The organism is Amycolatopsis sp. NPDC043889 (assembly GCF_056435645.1).
Genome location: NZ_JBWKEC010000001.1, coordinates 305,760 through 324,787, shown reverse-complemented (window position 1 = coordinate 324,787; position 19,028 = coordinate 305,760). Strand labels below are relative to the sequence as shown.

Here is a 19,028-nt window from a genome sequence, read left to right as displayed (position 1 = left end):
GGCGTGGAAGTTCTCGATCTCGCTCGGTGGCAGTTCGGCATCACCACCGTCTACCACTTCCTGATGGTCCCGCTGACCATCGGGCTTTCGGTCCTGGTCGCCGGGATGCAGACGGCCTGGGTCCGCACGGGTGATCAGCGGTACCTGAAGATGACCAAGTTCTGGGGAAAACTCCTGCTGGTCAACTTCGCGATGGGCGTGGTCACCGGCATCGTGCAGGAGTTCCAGTTCGGGATGAACTGGAGCGCGTACTCGCGATTCGTCGGTGACGTGTTCGGCGCGCCGCTGGCGATGGAGGGGCTTGTCGCGTTCTTCGTCGAGTCGACCTTCCTGGGGCTGTGGATCTTCGGCTGGGACAAACTGCCGAAGAAGGTCCACCTGGCGTGCGCGTGGGCGTACTCGCTGGCGACGGTGGCGTCCGCGTACTTCATCCTGGCGGCGAACTCGTGGATGCAGCATCCGGTCGGGGTCGAGTTCGTCGACGGGAAGCCGACGATGAACTCGATCTGGGCGGTGCTGACGAACAACACCGCGCTGGCCGCGATCCCGCACACGCTCGCGGGCGCCTTCTCGGTGGCCGCGGCGTTCCTGGTCGGTGTCGCGGGCTGGCAGCTGTGGCGCAAGCGTTCGGAGGACGACGAGCACCGCGCGGTGTGGCGTTCGTCGTTGCGTCTCGGCGGCTGGACCGGCGTGGTGGCGTTCGCGGTGCTGGCGATCACCGGCGACCTGCAGGGCAAGCTGATGTTCGAGCAGCAGCCGATGAAGATGGCGTCGGCGGAAGCGTTGTGCCACACGGAGAAACCGGCGAGCTTCTCGATCATCGCGATCGGCGACGTGCGGAACGCCAACTGCGAGGACGTCAAGACGTTCAATGTGCCCGCCCTGCTTTCGTTCTTGGCGCACAACGACTTCTCGACCGAGGTCAAGGGCGTTGAGAACCTGGTGACCGAATACCAGGCGAAGTACGGCACGAACTACCCGGACGACCCGCAGCTCGGTTCGCTCGCGGGCAAGCCGATCGACTACGTGCCCAACCTGCCGGTGACCTACTGGGGTTTCCGCGCGATGATCGGCTTCGGCGCGATCTCGGCCGGGATCGGGGTGCTCGCGCTGTGGCTGACCCGGCGTGGGCGGATCCCGGGGCAGCGGTGGTTCCCGTGGCTCGTGCTCGGCGGGATCGCGACCCCGTTCATCGGCAACAGCGCCGGCTGGATCTTCACCGAGATGGGCCGTCAGCCGTTCGTGGTGGTGCCGAACCCGACCGGTGTCGACGGGGTGTGGATGTTCACCGCGCAGGCGGTCTCGAAGTTGTCCACAGGCGAGGTCTGGACGTCGCTGATCGCTCTGACGACCGTCTACGCGGTACTCGGCGTGGTCGAGGTCTACCTGATGCGGAAGTACGTCCGCGGCGGCGTCGACGCGGTCATGCCACCCAAGAAACCGGCCTCGACCAGCGAAAACAGCGACTCGAAAGGCGGTGACGGCGATGACGACGCGCTGGCCTTCGCCTACTGATCGCCTCTTTACGTCACCTACCCAGCCCCCCGCCCTTCCCGGGGGACGGCCCCGCACCCAGCGTATCGGGGGTATCGCTCAGGCGGGTTACCCACAGCCGATCTGTGGACAACTTGAGCGGTTGTGGATAACTCAGGGCGACCGGGGCTTGAGGGGGCTGCTCGGGCGGGCTCGGGCGGTCACGAGGCGTTGTGAAAGCCACTTTCGCAACGTCCCGGCGCGGGAAGCGGCTCAGCGCCGAGCGAAGGCTGTCGAAGCAGTGCAAGCACTCGAAGTGAACGAAGCAAGCAGGAGTGCCCGATGACCCTCGAAACGATCTGGTTCTGCGTCATCGCCCTGTTCTGGCTCGGCTACCTCTTCCTCGAAGGCTTCGACTTCGGCGTCGGCATGCTCATGCCGGTCCTCGCGAAGGACAACACCGAGCGCCGCGTCATGGTCAACACGATCGGCCCGGTCTGGGACGGCAACGAGGTCTGGCTGATCGTCGCCGGCGGCGCGATGTTCGCCGCGTTCCCCGGCTGGTACGCGTCACTGTTCTCGGCCGCGTATCTCCCGCTCCTGGTGGTCCTGCTCGCCCTCATCGGCCGCGGCGTCGCGTTCGAATACCGCGGCAAGGTCGACTCCGATCGCTGGCGCCGCAACTGGGACCGCGTCATCGGCATCGGCTCGTGGATCCCGCCGTTCGGCGTCGGCCTCCTCCTCGCGACCACCGTCCTCGGTCTCCCGCTCGACGCCGACGGCGACCGCGTCGGCGGCCCGTTCGCCGCACTCAGCGTCGAAACGCTGCTCGGCGCGATCGCGGTCGTCGGGTTCTCGCTGGTCCACGGCGCCGCGTTCCTCGCGCTCAAGACCGAAGGCGACCTCCGCCACCGGGCGCGGAACCTGGCCACCCGCCTGCTCCCGGTCGCGCTGATGCCGTTGCTCGCGTTCCTCATCCTCGTGCAGCTGCGCTCGGGCGACCTGTGGACGCTGCTCCTCATCGGCGTCGCGGTCCTCGCCGCGGTGCTCGCGTGGTTCAAGATCCGCGCCGGCCGCGAGGGGCAGGCGTTCGCCGCGCTCGGCGGGGTCATCGCAGCGTCCGCCGTCGCGATCTTCGTCGCCCTGTACCCGAACGTCCTGCCGTCCACTGTGGACCCGGCGAACACGTTGACGATCGCGGGCGAGGCGTCGAGCCCGTACACCTTGACCGTGATGACCTGGGTCGCGCTGTTCGGCGCTCCCGCCGTCCTGATCTACCAAGGCTGGACGTACTGGGTGTTCCGCAAGCGCATCGGCACCCGGCACATCCCACCGGTCCACGCGCCATGACCGAACTTCCCGGCCGCGACACCCTTTCCGCCACGGAGTCCACAATGGACCCAGCGCGACCGGGGAAGGGTCCGCTCGGCGCGCTGGCTCCACTTTCGAGTGCGGCGCGCCGGGCGTTGATCCTCAGCGGGACCCTGTCCTTCGTCAACGCGGTCTTGCTGGTGGGACAGGCGTTCCTGCTGGCCGATGTCCTCTCCGCGGTCGTCCGCGGAACACCGGGGGACCGCACCGCCCAGCTGGCCGTGCTGCTCGCACTCGTCGCCGGGCGCGCGCTGACCGGCTGGGCGGTGCGGATCGTTTCCGTTCGCGCGGCCGCCCGCGCGAAAGAGGAGCTGCGTGCCAAAGCCCTCGACCACGCCTTGAAACTCGGCCCGGAATGGATCGCGCGCCGCGGTCACGGCGAGCTGACGTCGTTGACCACCAAGGGACTCGACGCGCTCGACGCCTACTTCACCCAGTATCTCCCGGCATTGGTGACCGCCGCGATCGTGCCGCTCGCCGCCGGTGCCGCGATCCTGGTCGCCGACTGGCCGTCGGCCGTGCTCGTCGTGATCACCGTGCCGCTGGTTCCGCTGTTCGCCATCTTGATCGGCAAGCACACCGCCGAGCGGGTCACCGAAGCCGCCGACGCCGAACAACGACTGTCGGGGCATCTGCTCGAACTCGTCCGTGCACTGCCGATCCTCAGCGCGTTCCGCCGCGCCGGGGCGCAGGCCGAGACGGTCCGGAAGATCTCCGAACGTCATCGCCGCACGACGCTCAAGACGTTGAAGGTCGCCTTCGCGTCGGCGTTCGCGCTGGAACTGATCGCGACGCTTTCGGTCGCGCTGGTCGCGGTCGTCATCGGTGTCCGCCTGGTCTCCGGCGAACTGTCGCTGGCCATCGGGCTCGGCGTGCTGATCCTCGTACCGGAGTGCTACCAGCCGCTGCGAGCGGTCGGTGCCGCGTTCCACGCCAGCGAGGACGGCGTCGAGGCCGTCCGCCGCGTCGCGGATGTGCTCTCGGAATCCTTGCCGGACAACGGTTCCGAGACACCCGCCCAGGGCGAGATCGACGTCCGCGGACTGCGTGTCGCCAGGCGGGGAGGATTCGCGCCCGACGGCGAGACGTTCAGCGTCCGGCCCGGCGAGATCACCTGGTTGCGCGCGCCCAGCGGCGGCGGCAAATCGACGACGCTCGCCGCACTGCTCGGCTTCGTGCAGGCGCACGACGGGTCGATCACTGTCGGCGGTACCGACCTCGCCGACGCCGATCTGGAGCGGTGGCGGGAGAACGTCGCCTGGGTGCCGCAGTCGCCGGTGTTCGGCGGGGGCACGGTCCGCGAGGAGGCCGGCGGCGAAGACGTCCTCGGCGAACTCGGGCTCGCCGGCCTCGCCGAGCGGCCGGTTTCGAAGCTGTCGCAAGGACAACGGCAGCGTGTCGCGGTGGCGCGGGCGCTGACGCGGGTCCGGTTGGGCGCGTGGCTGCTCCTGCTCGACGAACCCACCGCCCACCTCGACGAGGCCAACGCCGCACTCGTCATGACCGCGGTCCGCGAAGCCGTCGACGAGGGTGCCGCCGCGATCATCGCCGCCCACGAGCGCACCTCCGGTGTCGACATGTCGGCCAATGCGATACCTGAAGCCGGAGTCGTGGAAGAAACGCGGGCGATCCGGCCGCTGCCCTGGCGCGACCTGCTGAACCCCAGGTTTTTCGGCGGCGCGTTGCTCGGCGCCGCCGCGTTGCTCGCCGGGGTCGCGCTGACCGCGCTTTCGGGTTGGCTGATCGCCAAAGCGTCGCAACAGCCGCCGATCCTGACCCTGACGGTGCTGATCGTCGGCGTGCGGACGTTCGGTCTCGGCCGCGCGGGGCTGCGTTACCTCGAACGGCTGGTCACGCACGACGCCGCGTTCCGGATCGCCGGAAGCCTGCGCGTCCGGCTGTGGGATTCGCTGGTGCGGCTCGGCCCGGCACGAGCGCTTCGGGCCGGCGAGGAGCAGCGGCGGCTCGTCGGCGACACCGACACCGTGCGCGACCTGCTTCCGCGCGTGATCACGCCGCTGATCGTGGTCGCGCTGGTGGCCGTCGGCGCCGTCGCGGTCCAGGCCGTCGTGCTGCCCGAAGCCGGTCTCGCGCTGGCCGCGGCCGTGCTGGTCAGTGCGTTCGCGCCGCTGCTCGCGCTCCGGGCGGAACGCCGCGCGACCAGCGCGCTGGCCGCCGGACGGCGTTCGGTGGCGGCGCAGGTGCTGAGCCTCTTCGAAGCCGCCGCCGAACTGATCGCGTACGGGGCCGACAAAGAGCGACGTCGCCGAATCGCCACCACCGACGCCGCGCTGACCGCCGAAGCCCGGCGACAGGCCTTCGGCGCCGGAGCGGCCGACGCCCTGATCATCCTGGCGACGGGGGCCGCCACCGTCGTGAGCACCGGGTTCGCGGTGAGCGCCGTCGCCGCAGGCGCGCTGAACCCGGTACTCGCGCCCGTGGTCGCCCTGGTACCGCTCGCGCTGGCGGAGGTCCTCTCCCTTCTTCCGCCCGCCGCGCAGCACTGGGACACCCTTCGCCAGGCCCGGCTGCGCCTCGCCGCGTGCAATGAAGGCGTCCTTCATAGCAAAATTTGCAATGAAGGGGCCTTTCATGGCACCGGCGGGGTGCGGATCCGGAACGCCGACCTCGGCTGGCCCGGCACCGATCGCCCGGTCCTCACCGGGGTCGACCTCGACATCGCGCCCGGGACGCACGTCGCCGTCGTCGGCCCGAGCGGCGCCGGGAAGTCGACGCTCGTCGCGGCCCTGCTCGGCTTCCTCAAGCCGAGCAAGGGTGACGTCGCCGTTCCCGAGAACGTCGCCTGGGCGCCGCAGGAACCGATGCTCGTCTCGACCACGGTCGCCGAGAACCTGCGTCTCGCTCAGCCGGCGGCGTCCGAGGCCGACTTGCGGAAAGCCTTGTACGAAGCCGTTCTCGAGGACGTCGAGCTCACGACGATGCTCGATAGCGCCGGCGCCGGGCTCTCGGGTGGACAGGCGCAGCGGGTCGCGCTGGCGCGGGCCGTTCTCGGTGCCGCCCGGGCCGATCTCGTGCTGCTGGACGAGCCCACCGCCCACCTCGACGAACCGACCGCGCGCAGCGTCCGCGAACGGCTCGGCGAGGCACTCGCCGGGAAGACCGTCGTCCACGTCACGCACAACGCCGCCGAAGCCGACAGCGCGGACGTGATCCTGGAGGTTCGGGAGGGCCGGGTCACAGCGCGAACAAGGGCCGGAGCGGTCTAATGTCGATAGCGCTCATGGATCCCACGCTTGCCGCGCGCGCACTGTCCGCCGCCACCGAGATCACCGGCACCGCCCTGTCCGGCGAAGACCCGGGCGACGTGCTGGAGACCGTTGTCGCCCGCGCCGTCGAACTGGCCGAGGCCGACCTCGGTCTCGTCATGGTGCGCGCGGACGACGGCCAGGTGGTCGCCGAGGCCGCGCACGGGGACACCACCCAAGGCCTCCGGGGGCTGGCCTTTTCCGCCGATTCCGCCGCGGGCCAGGTCGCCAGGGGCGGGAAACCGGTGGTCAGCGAGGACTTCACCGTCGATCCCCGCACGGCGCCGTTCGTACCGCCGGAGCTCCAGGGCTTCGGGCCTTTCGCCGCGTCGGCGTTCGGCGCGGGCGGGCGCGTCCTCGGCGCGCTCACCGTGTACCGCCGCCACGGCGGGGAACCGTTCTCCGCCAGCACGGTCGAGGTGCTCACGGCGTTCGCCGCGCAGGCGGGTGTGGTGCTGGCGCTGGCGGAAGGCGCCAACGCCCGCCACCGCGTGACCCTCTACCAAGAGCGCGAACGCATCGCGCGTGAACTGCACGACGTCATAGTGCAGCGTCTCTACGGCGCCGGGATGCAGCTCGACCGCGTCCGCAAGAACATGCGGAAACGCTTCGCGCAGGCCGATGGCGCACGGCTGTCCGAGGCGATCGACCAGCTCGACCAGACCATCGAAGAGATCCGCGGCACCGTGCGCGCCCTGCGCAGCCCAGAGCCCGCGAACCAGTCGGTCACCGCCACCGACCTCGCCGAGTCCGCGCGGGGTGAGGTGCGCATCGCGGGTGAGCTGCTCGGCTACCCGCCGACCCTCGAACTGTCGGGCGAACTGGCCGACATCCCCGCCGAACAGGCGGACCACATCCGCGCCGCCCTGCGCGAAGCATTGTCCAATGTGGTCAGGCACTCCGGGGCGAGCGAGACCCGCGTGACGCTCAGCCGCGACGCGGAAGGCGTCAAACTCCGGGTGCGGGACAACGGATCCGGTGTTCCGCAGGGGGTGGCCAAACGCGGCCTCCGGCATCTCGCCGAACGCGCGACGACGTCCGGTGGGCGCTTTTCGATCAATTCTTCCCCGAGCCTGGGGACCTTGGTCGCTTTCGACGTTCCACTCGATCAAACCGTGTGAAATTAACGGGTCTTTGCCGCTCGTTGGAGTGACAATTCGCGAATTCTGATTAATCAGTAACAGCTGGGGCCGGTGCGCGACTGTAAGTGTATCGAACGCGCTCAAAGCGCGAATTCCGAGTGAAAGGACTCCCCATGTCCTCGATTCGTCGCGCCCTCGGCGCGGCCGCCATTCTCGCCGGATTCTCCTTGTTCGGACCCGCTTCCGTGGCGTTCGCGCTGGCGGAAGCGCCCGCGATCGCCGACCTCAACTGCCGTGACTTCCAGTATCAGGAAGACGCTCAGGCCGAACTCGAGAAAGATCGGTCCGATCCGCACAACCTGGACGACGACAACGACGGAATCGCCTGTGAAACGCGGCCCAAGCGTGGAACGGCGCCGACCAAAACGACCACGCCCACTCCGCCGCCGAGCACCACGGAAACGCGGGCACCGCGATCCACCGACAAGGATTGCGCCGATTTCCCCTCACAGGCCGCCGCGCAGGCCGAGCTCAAGAAGAACCCGCGAGACCCGCACAAGCTCGACGGTGACCACGACGGGTACGCCTGCGAATCCCGGTTCGGCGAACCCGCGAAATCGGGTCAGGTCAAGGTCAAACCCGTCGGCGGCGTCGCGACCGGCGGGGGCCCGGTCGAAACCAACGGCGGTTTCCCGGAGGTCGCCACGGTCGCGCTGACCGGCGCGGCGCTGCTGACCGCGACGGCCGCGGGCGCGTCACTGATGCTCCGGCGGCGTGCCGAGCGATGACCGGATCTTTCTGGCGCCGATGGCCGTTTCCGATGGTCATCGGCACCCTCATCGGGATGGTGTGCGCGGCCGTGCTGACCGCGTGCGCCGTCCCGCCGCCGGGCAAGGTCGCGTCGCCCGCACCACCCACCACGGTGGCCTCGGCGATGTTTTCGGCCGTGGAAGCGCCACCGCTCGCGCCCGCACGGCCGTCGAGGCTCGAGATCCCGGCTATCGGGGTCAGTACCGGCGAGATCATCGACCTCGGCCTCGCCGGTGACGGCACCCTGGAGGTGCCGCACGACGCGATCACCACCGGCTGGTTCACCGGCGGCCCGGCACCCGGTAAGATCGGGCCCGCCGTCCTCGCCGGGCACGTCGACTACAAGAAGGTCCCCGGCGTCTTCGTCCGGCTCAAGGAACTCAAGGTCGGCGACGAAGCCCTGGTCCACCGTGAGGACGGGATCACCGCGGTGTTCACCGTGTACGCCGTCGAACGGCATCCGAAGTCGTCTTTCCCCACGGAGAAGGTCTACGGCGATACGACCGGGCCTGAACTGCGCTTGATCACCTGCGGCGGTGATTTCGACTCCTCGACCGGCAACTACCTCGACAACGTCGTGGCCTTCGCGAAGCTGACCCGCGTTTAGATTCTCCGGATGCGCACCGTCTACGTCGTCACGCATCCGGAGGCCACGCACCACGTCGATCGCCTGGTGGGCGGGTGGTTCGACGCCGAACTCACTCCTGCCGGAGAACGCGCGGCCGCCGCCGTCGCCGAGTCGCTGCGGGCGAAGGTGCCGGAACAGGTGGAGCTGTACTCCTCGGATCTGCGCCGCACCGTCCGGACGGCCGAGTTGATCGGTGAACGGCTCGGCGTGACCCCGATCCTGGACCGGCGGCTGCGCGAGAAGTCGTACGGGGAAGCCGGTGGCAGGCCGCAGGAGTGGCTGGACAGCCGGTTCGTCCCGCCTCCCGCCGTCGGGGACCGGCTGGGACACGACGAAGGAATCCCGGGCGCCGAAACCAAAGGAGCGATGGCCGCGAGGGTGTACGCGGCCATGGAGTCGATCCTGGAAAGCCGTTGCGAACACCAGATCGTCGTCACGCACGGTGGTGCGCTCACCTTCGTGATCGCCGCGTGGATCCGGATGCCGCTCGAGTCGGCCGGGTACGTCGACTTCCGCGGTTCACCCGGGAGCGTCACGGTGCTGCGTGAGGACGACTACTTCCACAACCGGCAGGTCGTGACGCTCGCCGGGATCGGCCATCTCCCGATCGGGGAGACCGATCGTTGATAGCCTCGGTACCAGCCGTGACGAGGGGAACACGCCGTGTGGGAAGCCGTTCTGGGTGAGGCCGTGAAAGCGCTGGCGGTCGGCGCCGGCGGCGGGGTGAAGGACCTGGTGGCCAAGCGGCTCGCCCGCCGCCGCACCGCACAGGACGTCGAGGCGCTGCTCGCGGATCCCGGCGGCGCCGAGCGGGCGGTCCGGGAACTGGTCGAAACCGATCCCGAATTCGCCGAGCGGTTGCAGGAGATCCTCGCGGGAGACGGCACCGGTGTTCGCGATGTGCCGGGCGCGCCCGCGCATTTCGTCGACCGGGACAGGGAACGGCGAAGCGCCTCGGGGCCGGGCGTCCACGTCATCACCGGTCCGCGCGGGGCCGGGAAGAGCGCGCTCGTGTACCGGCTCGCGGACGACCTCCGCGACCGGTACCCCGATCAGGTCTATGTCGACCTCTCGGACTATCGCGACGGCACCGTGCTGCGCCGCTCGGAGGTGGCGACCAGGGTCCTGCGCGCGCTCGGGGTCGAGACGAATCTGGTGACCACGAACACCGCCGAGCTGTGGGCCCAGTACCGGTCGGTCACCGCCCGGCGCCGGTTCCTCCTGGCACTGGACAACGCCGAAGTGGCCACGGACATCCGCGAACTGATCCCCTCGTCACCGTCGAGCCTGGTGCTGGTGACCGCCATCCGCCAGGACGACGACCTGCTGGCCGGCAACGTCGCTCCGCCGATCGAACTGGACTCCCTCGAACGGGACTTCGCGCTCGAACTCCTCGGCAAGGCGTCGGATCGGGCGGCCATCGAGGCGGAACGCGACTCCGCCGCCGAACTCGCCGCGCTGTGCGACCACATGCCGTTCGCCCTGGTGCAGGCCGGCGTCCGGATCCGCAAACGCCTGCGGCGCGGCCCTGGCGCGGTCGCCTCGGTACTGGCCGATTTCCGGCGGACCGGGGTGCTCGGCGGAGTCGACGTCATCGCGATGGCGTTCGAGCAGTCGTTCGCCGAGCTGTCCACCGACGCCGCGGAACTCTGCGAGGTGCTGGCGGCCCATCCCGGCCCCGACTTCACGACGGCGTCGGCGACCGCGGTCTTCGGCGAACCCGCCGAAGACGCGCTCGACGAACTCGCGGACGCCGGGTTCCTGGCGCCCACGGGCACTCCCCGGCAGCGGCTGTTCAACCTGATCCGCGAGGGGGCGCGCCGGCGCGGGAGCCGGGACGTCGTGACCGATCGCGCGTTGGTCTTCTTCCGCGACCAGGCCGTCGCCGCGGACCACCTCACCAGCCCGGACCGCCTGCGCCGCTACGCGCCGATTTCCGTGCCCACCCCGGATTTCGAGCGGAAGGCGCCGCTCGACTGGGTCGAGGACGCCCGGGAAACCTATGGCGCACTGGCGTATCAGGCCTTCGAGCGGGAACGGGACGTCGAACTCGGGCAAATCTGCGGCGCGCTGGAAGTGCTCATGCTCAACCGTGGGCACCACCGGCTCTTCGCCCACATCAACCACTGGGGCCTGCTCGCGGCGAGGCGGCATGGCGATCCGGCCCTGACCACGAGGATCCTCAGCCAGCAAGGCCGTACTTTCTTCCTGCTGCACGACTTCGACCGCGCTCAGCCGCTGCTGGAGGAGGCTCTCGAAACGGTCCGGACCCTGGACGACCCGGCGCTGGAGTCGTCCGTGCAGGAGTTCTGCGGCCGGTTTCACGAAGAGAAAGGGCTCCTCCCGGCCGCCGCGGACTTCCTCCGGCGAGCCGTGACGCTGGACCGCGCGATGGCCGAAGCGGGCCGCCGGTCACTCGGCATCCACAGCCGCATGCTGGCGAACGTACTGCTGAAAGCCGGTGCGTACGAACACGTCTGGGCGTTGCTCGCCGAATCCGCACGGCAGTTCCCCGCGTCCGACAGCCGGAACCTCGGCCGGGTGTCGATGGTGCGGGCCAAGTACCTCCGGACGATCGGCCACTACGACGACGCCGAACGCGAATTGCTCGAGGCGTGGCGGCTGGTGTCCGGTGCGACGCAGTACACGGCGGAGTTCGAGGAGGAGTTCGGCAGGCTTTTCGCGGCTCGGGGGGACCACGGCCGGGCGCACACGCACTTCCAGCGTGCCTGGCAGACGTACTTCGACGCGGGGCATCCGCGGGAGGCCGAGTTCCGTTCGGTCTTGGCTAACACCGGGCGACGGTGACCGGCTGCCCGTTGACCGCGTGCGTCCCTGCGACGTCCGCGTGCGAGACGAGCAGAAGGTAGAGATGACTCGCCAGCAGTGTCGGATCCGTTTCCGCTGACAGCAGGAAATCGCCGCGATCCCGGATCCGCGCGAGACAGCCGCCGGGGGCGGGAGCGGCGACGAGCCGGGCGAGCGGCCAGTGGGTGAGCAGCTCGTCGAACCGGCCCGGGTCCTCGGCGAACACGATGGCCGCACCGTCCAGGTCACGCAGGGTCGCTTGATCGGCGTGGGCGAGAACATGCCGGTGGCGCAGGCCTTCCGGCCGGGTGGACGCGGGAAACCGGACCACTTTCCCGGTTTCGTCCCATCCGGCGGCGAGCGCGGCCACCGGATGGGTCACCGGTGCCGGAGCGGGCACGGGCGGGAAGACGGGACGGGGATCCGGCCGCTTCAGATCGAGGAGGTCGTAGAGCACATCGCCCAGCCGCGGACCGCTCGCGGCGTCCTCGACGGCTTGGTCGATGATCGGCCGGTAGCGATCCGGCACATGGTTCGCGATGGTCGCGTCGATCTGCTCGCGCAACCCCGTTTCCGCCACTTCGGCCGTGGCCCGCGTCAGCATCGCGAGGGGCGAGTCGTCCACCGTCGTGATCGCGGCGGACGGGGCGAGGAGGACGGGTTTGCCCGCCGCGGCGGCGTACAACGCGGCGGAACCCTGATCGGAGAGCACGCAATCCGCCGCCAGCAGCGCGGCTTGCCAGCCGTGGTCCGGGGGAATGAGCGTGAGCCCCGCGGCGAGTTCCGGGCGCAGCCACGACTCCAGCTGCCACGGGCCGTGCGCCGCCCACACCCCGGGATGCAGGGTGAGGACGATCTGGTAGTCGTCGAGCGGCAGTTCGGTCAGCAGCCGGTGAGGCAGGCGCGGATGCCTGGCGTAGAGCGAATGCCTGCCCCAGGTCGACGCGATCGCGACGACCCTCCGGTTCCCGGCGCCGAGCGCCGCGCGGTAGGCCGCCACCCGGTGCCTGCTCGCCATCATCCGGTCGTGACAGGGATCGCCGACGACGACCGCCCGGTCCAGCGCCTCCGGGCAAGCCGATTTCAGCTGTTCCCGTTGCACGGAGTGCGAAAGCGCGATCGCCGCCGGTATCACCCGGTCGTGGTGCAGGAGCCGATCCGGGTCCATCCCCGACGTGACTCGTCCGCCCGGGTAGTACTTCTGGTAACCGATCCCGTGCGGCACCAGCAGAATCGGCCCGTTCAGCTCGTGAAGGGCGTCGTTCTCGCTCGCCGCGAGGATGAGGTCGAAGGTGTTCTTCGCGGCCTGTTCCCACGGGGTGACGGCGACACGCAGGGCCCGCAACGCGTCACTCACCCCGGCCGAAAGGATCCCCGGCCGGGCCTCGTCGAAGGTGAAGGTCGTCTGGATCCGGAGATCGGCGCTCGTCAGGGTCAGGATGTCCTGAAGCCGGTTCAACGTCGTCAACGTCCGGACGACCACGAGGAGCTGTCGTTCGGGAGCGTTGGTCAACCAGGAGCGGAATCCCGGGTCAACCGGGACCTTCGGCCAAAACGACGGGGGGATGCTTTTTTCGCGCACTACCTGTCCCGGCGCGCGATCCACGCCGCGGCCTGCGTGCGGCGCTGCATGCCCAGCTTCGCGAGGACCGACGTCACGTAGTTCTTCACCGTCTTCTCGGCGAGGAACAGGCGTTCCGCGATCTCGCGGTTGGACATGCCCTGCCCGATCAGCTCCAGCACCTCGCGCTCGCGTTCGGTGAGGGAACCGAGTTCGTCCTCGGGCGGATGCCGCAGCTTGTCGAGCACCCGTGCCGTCGACAGCGGGTCGAGCAGCGACCGGCCGGCCGCGACCTCGCGGACCGCGTTGACGACGTCCTGGCCGCGGACCTGTTTCAGCAGGTACCCGGCGGCGCCCGCCATGATCGCGCCGACCATGGCCTCCTCGTCGTCGAACGCGGTCAGCATCAGGCACTGCGGCGGGTTCGGCTTCGAGCGCAGCTCGCGGCAGAGCGCGATGCCGTCGCCGTCGCCGAGCCGCACGTCGACCACCGCGACGTCCGGCTCGACGTGCATCGCCACGGCCAGGGCCTCGTCGACCCCGCTCGCTTCGGCGACGACCTCGATGTCGGGCTCGTCGGTGAGGAGGTCACGCAGGCCGCGCCTCACCACCTCGTGGTCGTCGATGAGCAGCACCTGGATCGGCATACCCTCACGTTACTTCGCGGCGGCCCAGTAAATCGCCTTGGCCACTTGCGAGTACAAGCCCTTCGGGTGATCGCGGAACAGCGGTTCGGTGCCGAACAGCACCGCCCGCCCGCCGAGTCCCGAGGTCCCGGACACGACCGCGGCCTGTCCCGCCGCCTGCAGCGGCCCGCCCGTCCCGTCGTCCTGTGTCCGCCAATGGCCCGCGACCAGCGGATTCCCGCTCGCGTAGCGTTGCTCGACACTGACCGAGGAGCCGAGATCGGTGAACCAGAACGGTCCGTAGACGAACGAGTCCGGCAGCGCGCCGCTCCCCACCGGGCCGGTCCCGTTGACCACCGAGACGACGCCGTTCCCGTCCTCCCAGCCCGCGACCGGACGCGCTTCGAGAAGTCCCACGTCGGTGTTGAACCGCGCGCCCGTGGCACCGCGGGTGACCACGCCGCCGCGAGTGAGGAAGGCACGCAGAGCGTCCTTCGCGGCCGGATTGAGATCGGTGTAGCGCAGTCCTGATGAGACGAACAGCAGGTCCACCCTGGACCAGTCGAAGCCGGCGTTGAGCACCGCCGCGGACACCGGTCGCACGTCGAAGCCCATGTCCCGCAGCGCTTTCAGCTCGTCCGGTCCGACGGCGGCCGCGATGGTCTTGCGGGTCAACGGTGTCGCCGTCCCGCGTGCTTCGGTGAACCGGACGCCGTAGCGGTCCGCCACCTCGGCGGCCGCCGGGCGGGCCGACGCGGCGACGATGATCGTGCCGTCGTCCGCACGTCCCAGCGCGAGGCCCCGGTTCAGCAGGTCGTTGACGGCGCTGACGTCCTTGCCGTCGACGAGCTTCAGCGCGAGGTCGCGGCCGGGCGCGGCGTCGATGCCGCCGGTCGGCGACGCGGCGACGACGTCGTGCGCCCGGACGTCGAGCCTGCCTTGCTTCACGATGTCGACCGACGCGCCCCACAGCAGGCGGTGGCTCCAGCCGGAGATGTCGTACATGACCGGCACCTTCGCCGAGATGTCGCTGCCCTGTTCCAGCATCACGTTCGCCAGGCCGCGTTTCGGCTGGTGCATGTCGACCACGTACGAACCGGCCGGATACCGGCGCCCGGCCAGCGAGAACGGGCGATCCGCCTGCCGCACGCGGACGTCGTTGGCCACCAGGTGGTCGACGAGACGCGAAGCGGCGACGGCCGAACGCTGGTCCGCGCCGGCGGGGATGACGTACGCGCGCGGGAACTCCGTGCGGTAGCGGTCTTCCGGCCCGAAACCGGGCACGAATCCGTCGGGGATCTCACGCTGCGCCTCGCCCGCCGTGCCGCGGCGGAACATCTCGATCTGGTTCGCGATGAGCTCACCGCGATTGCGGTCGACGTACCGCAGCGTGCTGCCGATGGTGGCTTCGACGACCTCGGTGTTGATCACCGCTCGCCGCTGGAGCTCCGCCACCGGCCGCGTTTCGTAGTCGGCGTTGTTGACCCGCATCGGGATCTCGATCGTGAAGGACACCGCGCCGTGGTACATCGCGTACTGGGCGGTGTAGATCGGCGCCCAGCCGTCCCAGCTGCCGGGTTCGTAGTCGCGGAACGGGATCTCGGGTTTCGCCGTTTCCGGCCGTCCGAGCGCCTTGACCGCCTGCTCCATGCCGAGCCCGTTGGCGTACCCGTGCTTGATGTAGAGGTCGAAGTCGTAGTTCTGGCCGTGCGGCGGGGTGGTCGGTTCGATGAGCGTGTTCGCGACGTAGCCGTGTTCGTCCAGCATCATCAGCGGCTGCTTGCCGATGGCGATCCCGCGCATGGCCCGCACTTCCGGCTGCGACGCGGTGACGAAGTCGCGGTTCGGGTCGAACCCCTGCGACGTCTGCCGCGTACCGGCGACGCGACCGTCCGGATTGGCCGTGACGTTGAAGTAGAAACGGTTCCGTTTCAGCAGTTCGGCCGTCGTGCGATCGGTCGACGTCGCCAGCTTCTCGATGACGCGGAGCGCGCCGTCGGTGCCTTCCCATTCGTTGCCGTGGATGTTGTTGTTGATCCACACCGGCGCCTTGTAGCCGTGGCGCAGGAACGGGTCGCGCGCGGCGCGGGCCGGGTCGTTCTCGATCAGCGAGCGCCAAGCGTCCTGCCGCCGCGTCTCGGCGGGACTCTCCGGCGCGGTGAGCGTCACCAGGTAGAGGTCCCGGCCGAGGCCCGACTGTCCGGCGATCTCGACCGAGATCCGGTCGCTGCGCGCCTGCAACGCGTTCAGTTTCGGCGCGATCGCGTGATACGGCGCGAGCCCGAGCTTGATCGACTTGTCGGCCGTGTTCTCCGGGTACACGCGCAGCTGGGTCTTGCGCGGATAGCCGGAACGGTCGCCCGCGAGGTTCTCGCCCGCCGCGGCCCGCGCGACGCCCATCGGCTGATCGGTCGCGGCGACTTCATTGCGTTCCGGCCCGTTGCCGGGGTCCCGATGCGGTGCGGTCGGTGGCGGCGCCGCGTACGCCGGCGCGGCGACCGCGCTCAGGGACAACACGAGGGCCAGGAACACGGTGCGGGCCGAACGCGACAAGGGGCCACCTCCAGGGACGTCGGCACAGTGTTTCCGCCGAACGAACGCCCCACAAGACCCGAAAGGCGGCTAACCGGGCGCCGGGAAGCGGATTTCGTTCCGGTCGATCTTGGCGTTCGCCGCCTCGATCAGGTCCACACCGAGGCTGTTCGCGAGCTGGAGGAGGTACAGCGTGACGTCGGCGATCTCGTCGACGACGTTGTGTGCCAGTTCAGGGTCGGAGCGCCACTTCGCGGACTCCTCCGGGGTGAGCCACTGGAACAGCGAAGTCAGCTCGCCGACTTCGCCGGACAGCGCCATGACCAGGTTCTTCGGTGTGTGGAACGGTTCCCAGTCCCGTGCCGCGGCGAAGTCGCGGAGACGCTGGTTGAGGTCGTCGAGTGTCACGTGCCGTGCCTACCAGATCGTCACGGTGCGCTAACGGCCGTATGGCGGACGAGCGTTGACGTGCAAAGTGCAACTTGCATAACGTCGGCCGGCGTCGGGAGACCGATCCGGAAGGAAAGCCTTGACGTATCAGCGAAGCCTTCGGTCTCGCATGCTCTCCATCGCGTTCGTGCCGAGCGCGGCCTTGGTGCTCGTCGCGTTGTTCATCGGCGGTTTCCTCGTCCAGCAGGCCATCGAGGACCGCGACGACGCCGAGAACGGAGCGGTCACCCTCGCCGGGGCGAGCCGGGTGATCGCGTCGCTGCAGCGGGAGCGGGCGTTCGCGTTGAAGGCGCCGGGCAGCCGCTCCGCCACCTACACCGCGTACGCCGATCGCATCGACACCTCGCTTTCCTCCCTGCGCGAGATCGCCCGGGCCGCCCCTGACGCCGAGGTCGGCTACCAGCAGACGATCGCCGTCGAACTGCTCACCGCCGTCGAAGGCATGGACCGCAGCGATTCCCTCGCGGTCGCCGGGATCGACGACGCGGGGCGGCGCGACTACGCCGCCGCCGTGGGCGCCTACCGGTCCAGGCTCGACGCGATCGCCGGAAAACTCACGGAAAGTAGCCGGAAGACCTACCGGGATCTCGTCGGGAGCGAGGACTGGGGCCGGTTCCGCGCGGTCGAATCCGCGTTGAGCGCGGCCACGCCGCCGCCTGTCGGCCAGGACGCCTGGCGGGTCGCGGCCGGCGTCGTCGGCCGGACCCTCGGCGACCTCGCCGCGCGCCAGATCGAGTACTCGGCGCAGCTCGCGATCGACGGCGGGCGGCGGGTGCTGAGCGGCGCCCTCGCCGCCGCCGCGGCGATTTCGCTGCTCGCGGCGGTGGTGATGGCGATCGTCATGCAGCTCGCCCGCCGGCTGCCGATCCCGGCCGTCCGCTGCCCTTCGCGCCTCGAAGCGACGCCGCTGACCTGGTCACACCTGGTGAGCGATTACGCCGAAAAGAGCACGCTGTTGGCCCACACGAGTCGGCGAAGTGGTCGGGCAGACTTGTCCGGGTGAGTTCCCCGACGGATCTGCGCCCCTACCTGCGTACCTTGGACGCGGAAACGCTGGCGGACCTGCTGCACGCCCAAGCCGAGCGTGACCCTGCGTTACGGCAGGCCCTGGAGAACCGCTTCGCCACCCAGGGGAGTGACGTCGCCGAGGCGCACCGCCTCCTCGACACCGCCGTGCTGGCGGGCAACGTCGAGTACGCCGCGAAGGTCGGCTCCGTCCTCGACACGCTCCAGCGGCTTCTCGACGCCGGCAGCCGGGCGGATCTCGCTCCGCTCGCCCGCCGGACCGTGGACGACATCAGCGAGATGCTGGAGCAGATCGACGACGCCTCGGGCGAGGTCGCGGACCGGCTGGACCGGGCCGTCGAGCTGTACGCGCGGGCCTGCGTGGCGCACCCGCCGGATCCGGAGAGCCTGGCCGCCTGGATCCTCGAAGTGGAGTTCGACGGCCCCGGCTGGCCCGTCATCGAGCTGGCCGACTTCGCCTCCGCGTTGGGGGACAAGGGAATCGCGCGGATAAAGTCCACTGTGGATGGTGTGTTGGCGGAGCATCCGTCCGGGGCGAAACGCGAGACCGCCGAGCGGCTGCGCGAGGAGCTGGCGGAGGTGTCCGGCGACGTCGACGCGCTCGTCGCGATCCTCGCCGCCAAGCCGCCGCGGGTGGACGTCAGTCTCAAGATCGTGCGCGTGCTGCGCGCGGCGGGGCGGCACAGCGAGGCCATCGCGCATGCGGCGCGGGCGCTCACGCACGATAAGAAAGAGGAGGCGCCTCCGCTGGAGGAAGAGCCGGTTCCCTTGTCGCGTAAGGACTTCGACGAGAACCCCACGGCCGCGACGTACCTCGCGCTGCGCGCGGAGTCGCTGGAAACCGGGCGCTGGGTCGCGCAGCGGAAGACCGCGCTGGCCCGGTTGCGTGAACTCGCCGCCGGGAGCACGGAGGCCGCCGACGAACTCGTCCGCGCGTTGCTCGGCGAGGACCGCGCCGACGAGGCATGGCGGGCGGCCGTGCGCTTCGAGGCGTCTTTGCCGGTGCGTGTCGAACTCGCGGATTCCCGTTCCGTCGCCCATCCGGCCGAAACCATTCCCGTATACCGGGACCATGTCGAAGAATTGATCACGCGGAAGGATCCGAACGCCTACCGCGAGGCGGCCCGGCAACTGCGCAAACTGCGCACGGCGCACAAAAAGGCCGGTACGGCTGAAGAATTCAGCTCGTACCTCGGCACATTGGTGGAAATACACAAACGCAAGACCCGGCTGATCGCCGAGGTCAAAGCGGCGAGAATCGCGATTCCCAAACCGGTCAGGGCGTAACCGCGCCCGTCGCCTGTCGTTGTTCGCAGTGAACCGAGGAAACCCGGCGAAGAGGGTGAAGTCGCGGTGGTCGGTGAACCGGTGTCCGCCCGCGTCCGGGACTCCGTG

14 protein-coding genes are annotated in these 19,028 nt (G+C 69.7%); 10 read left to right on the top strand and 4 right to left on the bottom strand.

Translation table 11 applies throughout. The features are described from left to right. The first annotated feature begins 3 nt into the window (after positions 1-3). The 8 genes from AC0685_RS01685 (at position 4) to AC0685_RS01650 (ending at position 11,438) form a co-directional block, all read left to right on the top strand. Positions 4-1,515 carry a cytochrome ubiquinol oxidase subunit I gene (locus tag AC0685_RS01685; RefSeq protein ID WP_478223794.1) on the top strand — a complete coding sequence of 504 codons (1,512 nt, stop codon included), beginning with the start codon at positions 4-6 and terminating at the stop codon, positions 1,513-1,515. A 300-nt stretch (positions 1,516-1,815) separates the two neighbouring features. After that, positions 1,816-2,823: a cytochrome d ubiquinol oxidase subunit II gene (gene cydB / locus AC0685_RS01680; RefSeq protein ID WP_478223793.1), complete on the top strand. Its 1,008-nt coding sequence runs from the start codon at positions 1,816-1,818 to the stop codon at positions 2,821-2,823. A 44-nt stretch (positions 2,824-2,867) separates the two neighbouring features. Continuing rightward, entirely contained in the window at positions 2,868-6,071 is a 3,204-nt protein-coding gene (gene cydD, locus AC0685_RS01675) for a thiol reductant ABC exporter subunit CydD (RefSeq protein ID WP_478223792.1), read from the top strand. A gap of 14 nt (positions 6,072-6,085) precedes the next feature. After that, the gene (locus AC0685_RS01670) at positions 6,086-7,231 is read left to right on the top strand and encodes a GAF domain-containing sensor histidine kinase (protein WP_340685946.1); all 1,146 of its coding nucleotides are present in this window, start codon (positions 6,086-6,088) and stop codon (positions 7,229-7,231) included. Positions 7,232-7,365: 134 nt separating this feature from the next. Further along, complete coding sequence (locus AC0685_RS01665) at positions 7,366-7,980, top strand: excalibur calcium-binding domain-containing protein (RefSeq protein WP_478223791.1); 615 nt, start codon at positions 7,366-7,368, stop codon at positions 7,978-7,980. Next, positions 7,977-8,609, top strand: a complete 633-nt coding sequence (locus tag AC0685_RS01660; RefSeq protein WP_478223790.1) for a class F sortase — start codon at positions 7,977-7,979, stop codon at positions 8,607-8,609. The genes AC0685_RS01665 and AC0685_RS01660 overlap by 4 nt, the downstream gene beginning before the upstream one ends. Before the next feature lie 9 nt (positions 8,610-8,618). Further along, a complete protein-coding gene (locus AC0685_RS01655; protein ID WP_478223789.1) occupies positions 8,619-9,257 on the top strand; it encodes a histidine phosphatase family protein in 639 nt (212 codons plus the stop codon). 63 nt (positions 9,258-9,320) lie between these two features. Further along, positions 9,321-11,438, top strand: a complete 2,118-nt coding sequence (locus tag AC0685_RS01650; RefSeq protein ID WP_478223788.1) for an AAA family ATPase — start codon at positions 9,321-9,323, stop codon at positions 11,436-11,438. Here the strand turns inward: AC0685_RS01650 and AC0685_RS01645 are convergent. From AC0685_RS01645 to AC0685_RS01630, 4 genes are all read right to left on the bottom strand, one after another. Next, positions 11,419-12,951, bottom strand: coding sequence for a hypothetical protein (locus AC0685_RS01645; RefSeq protein ID WP_478223787.1), 1,533 nt, complete (start codon positions 12,949-12,951; stop codon positions 11,419-11,421). The genes AC0685_RS01650 and AC0685_RS01645 overlap by 20 nt on opposite strands. A 68-nt stretch (positions 12,952-13,019) precedes the next feature. Beyond that, complete coding sequence (locus AC0685_RS01640) at positions 13,020-13,646, bottom strand: response regulator (protein ID WP_034309658.1); 627 nt, start codon at positions 13,644-13,646, stop codon at positions 13,020-13,022. Positions 13,647-13,655: 9 nt separating this feature from the next. After that, positions 13,656-16,178 carry a M14 family zinc carboxypeptidase gene (locus tag AC0685_RS01635; RefSeq protein ID WP_478223786.1) on the bottom strand — a complete coding sequence of 841 codons (2,523 nt, stop codon included), beginning with the start codon at positions 16,176-16,178 and terminating at the stop codon, positions 13,656-13,658. Between the two features lie 69 nt (positions 16,179-16,247). After that, positions 16,248-16,565, bottom strand: a complete 318-nt coding sequence (locus AC0685_RS01630; protein ID WP_478223785.1) for a nucleotide pyrophosphohydrolase — start codon at positions 16,563-16,565, stop codon at positions 16,248-16,250. 151 nt (positions 16,566-16,716) lie between these two features. Here AC0685_RS01630 and AC0685_RS01625 point away from each other — a divergent pair, with 151 nt between their 5' ends. Both AC0685_RS01625 and AC0685_RS01620 read left to right on the top strand, forming a co-directional pair. Beyond that, positions 16,717-17,610 carry a nitrate- and nitrite sensing domain-containing protein gene (locus AC0685_RS01625; protein WP_478223784.1) on the top strand — a complete coding sequence of 298 codons (894 nt, stop codon included), beginning with the start codon at positions 16,717-16,719 and terminating at the stop codon, positions 17,608-17,610. Continuing rightward, positions 17,607-18,920 carry a hypothetical protein gene (locus AC0685_RS01620; RefSeq protein WP_478223783.1) on the top strand — a complete coding sequence of 438 codons (1,314 nt, stop codon included), beginning with the start codon at positions 17,607-17,609 and terminating at the stop codon, positions 18,918-18,920. The genes AC0685_RS01625 and AC0685_RS01620 overlap by 4 nt, the downstream gene beginning before the upstream one ends. Positions 18,921-19,028: the final 108 nt, after the last annotated feature.

What these genes read in the sequence shown, in the direction of transcription:
- AC0685_RS01655 (WP_478223789.1), top strand. Translation starts at nt 8,619, where the DNA reads ATGCGCACCGTCTACGTCGTCACGCATCCGGAGGCCACGCACCACGTC.
- AC0685_RS01660 (WP_478223790.1), top strand. Translation starts at nt 7,977, where the DNA reads ATGACCGGATCTTTCTGGCGCCGATGGCCGTTTCCGATGGTCATCGGC.
- cydD (WP_478223792.1), top strand. Translation starts at nt 2,868, where the DNA reads ATGGACCCAGCGCGACCGGGGAAGGGTCCGCTCGGCGCGCTGGCTCCA.
- AC0685_RS01640 (WP_034309658.1), bottom strand. Translation starts at nt 13,646, where the DNA reads ATGCCGATCCAGGTGCTGCTCATCGACGACCACGAGGTGGTGAGGCGC.
- AC0685_RS01670 (WP_340685946.1), top strand. Translation starts at nt 6,086, where the DNA reads ATGGATCCCACGCTTGCCGCGCGCGCACTGTCCGCCGCCACCGAGATC.
- cydB (WP_478223793.1), top strand. Translation starts at nt 1,816, where the DNA reads ATGACCCTCGAAACGATCTGGTTCTGCGTCATCGCCCTGTTCTGGCTC.
- AC0685_RS01625 (WP_478223784.1), top strand. Translation starts at nt 16,717, where the DNA reads ATGCTCTCCATCGCGTTCGTGCCGAGCGCGGCCTTGGTGCTCGTCGCG.
- AC0685_RS01665 (WP_478223791.1), top strand. Translation starts at nt 7,366, where the DNA reads ATGTCCTCGATTCGTCGCGCCCTCGGCGCGGCCGCCATTCTCGCCGGA.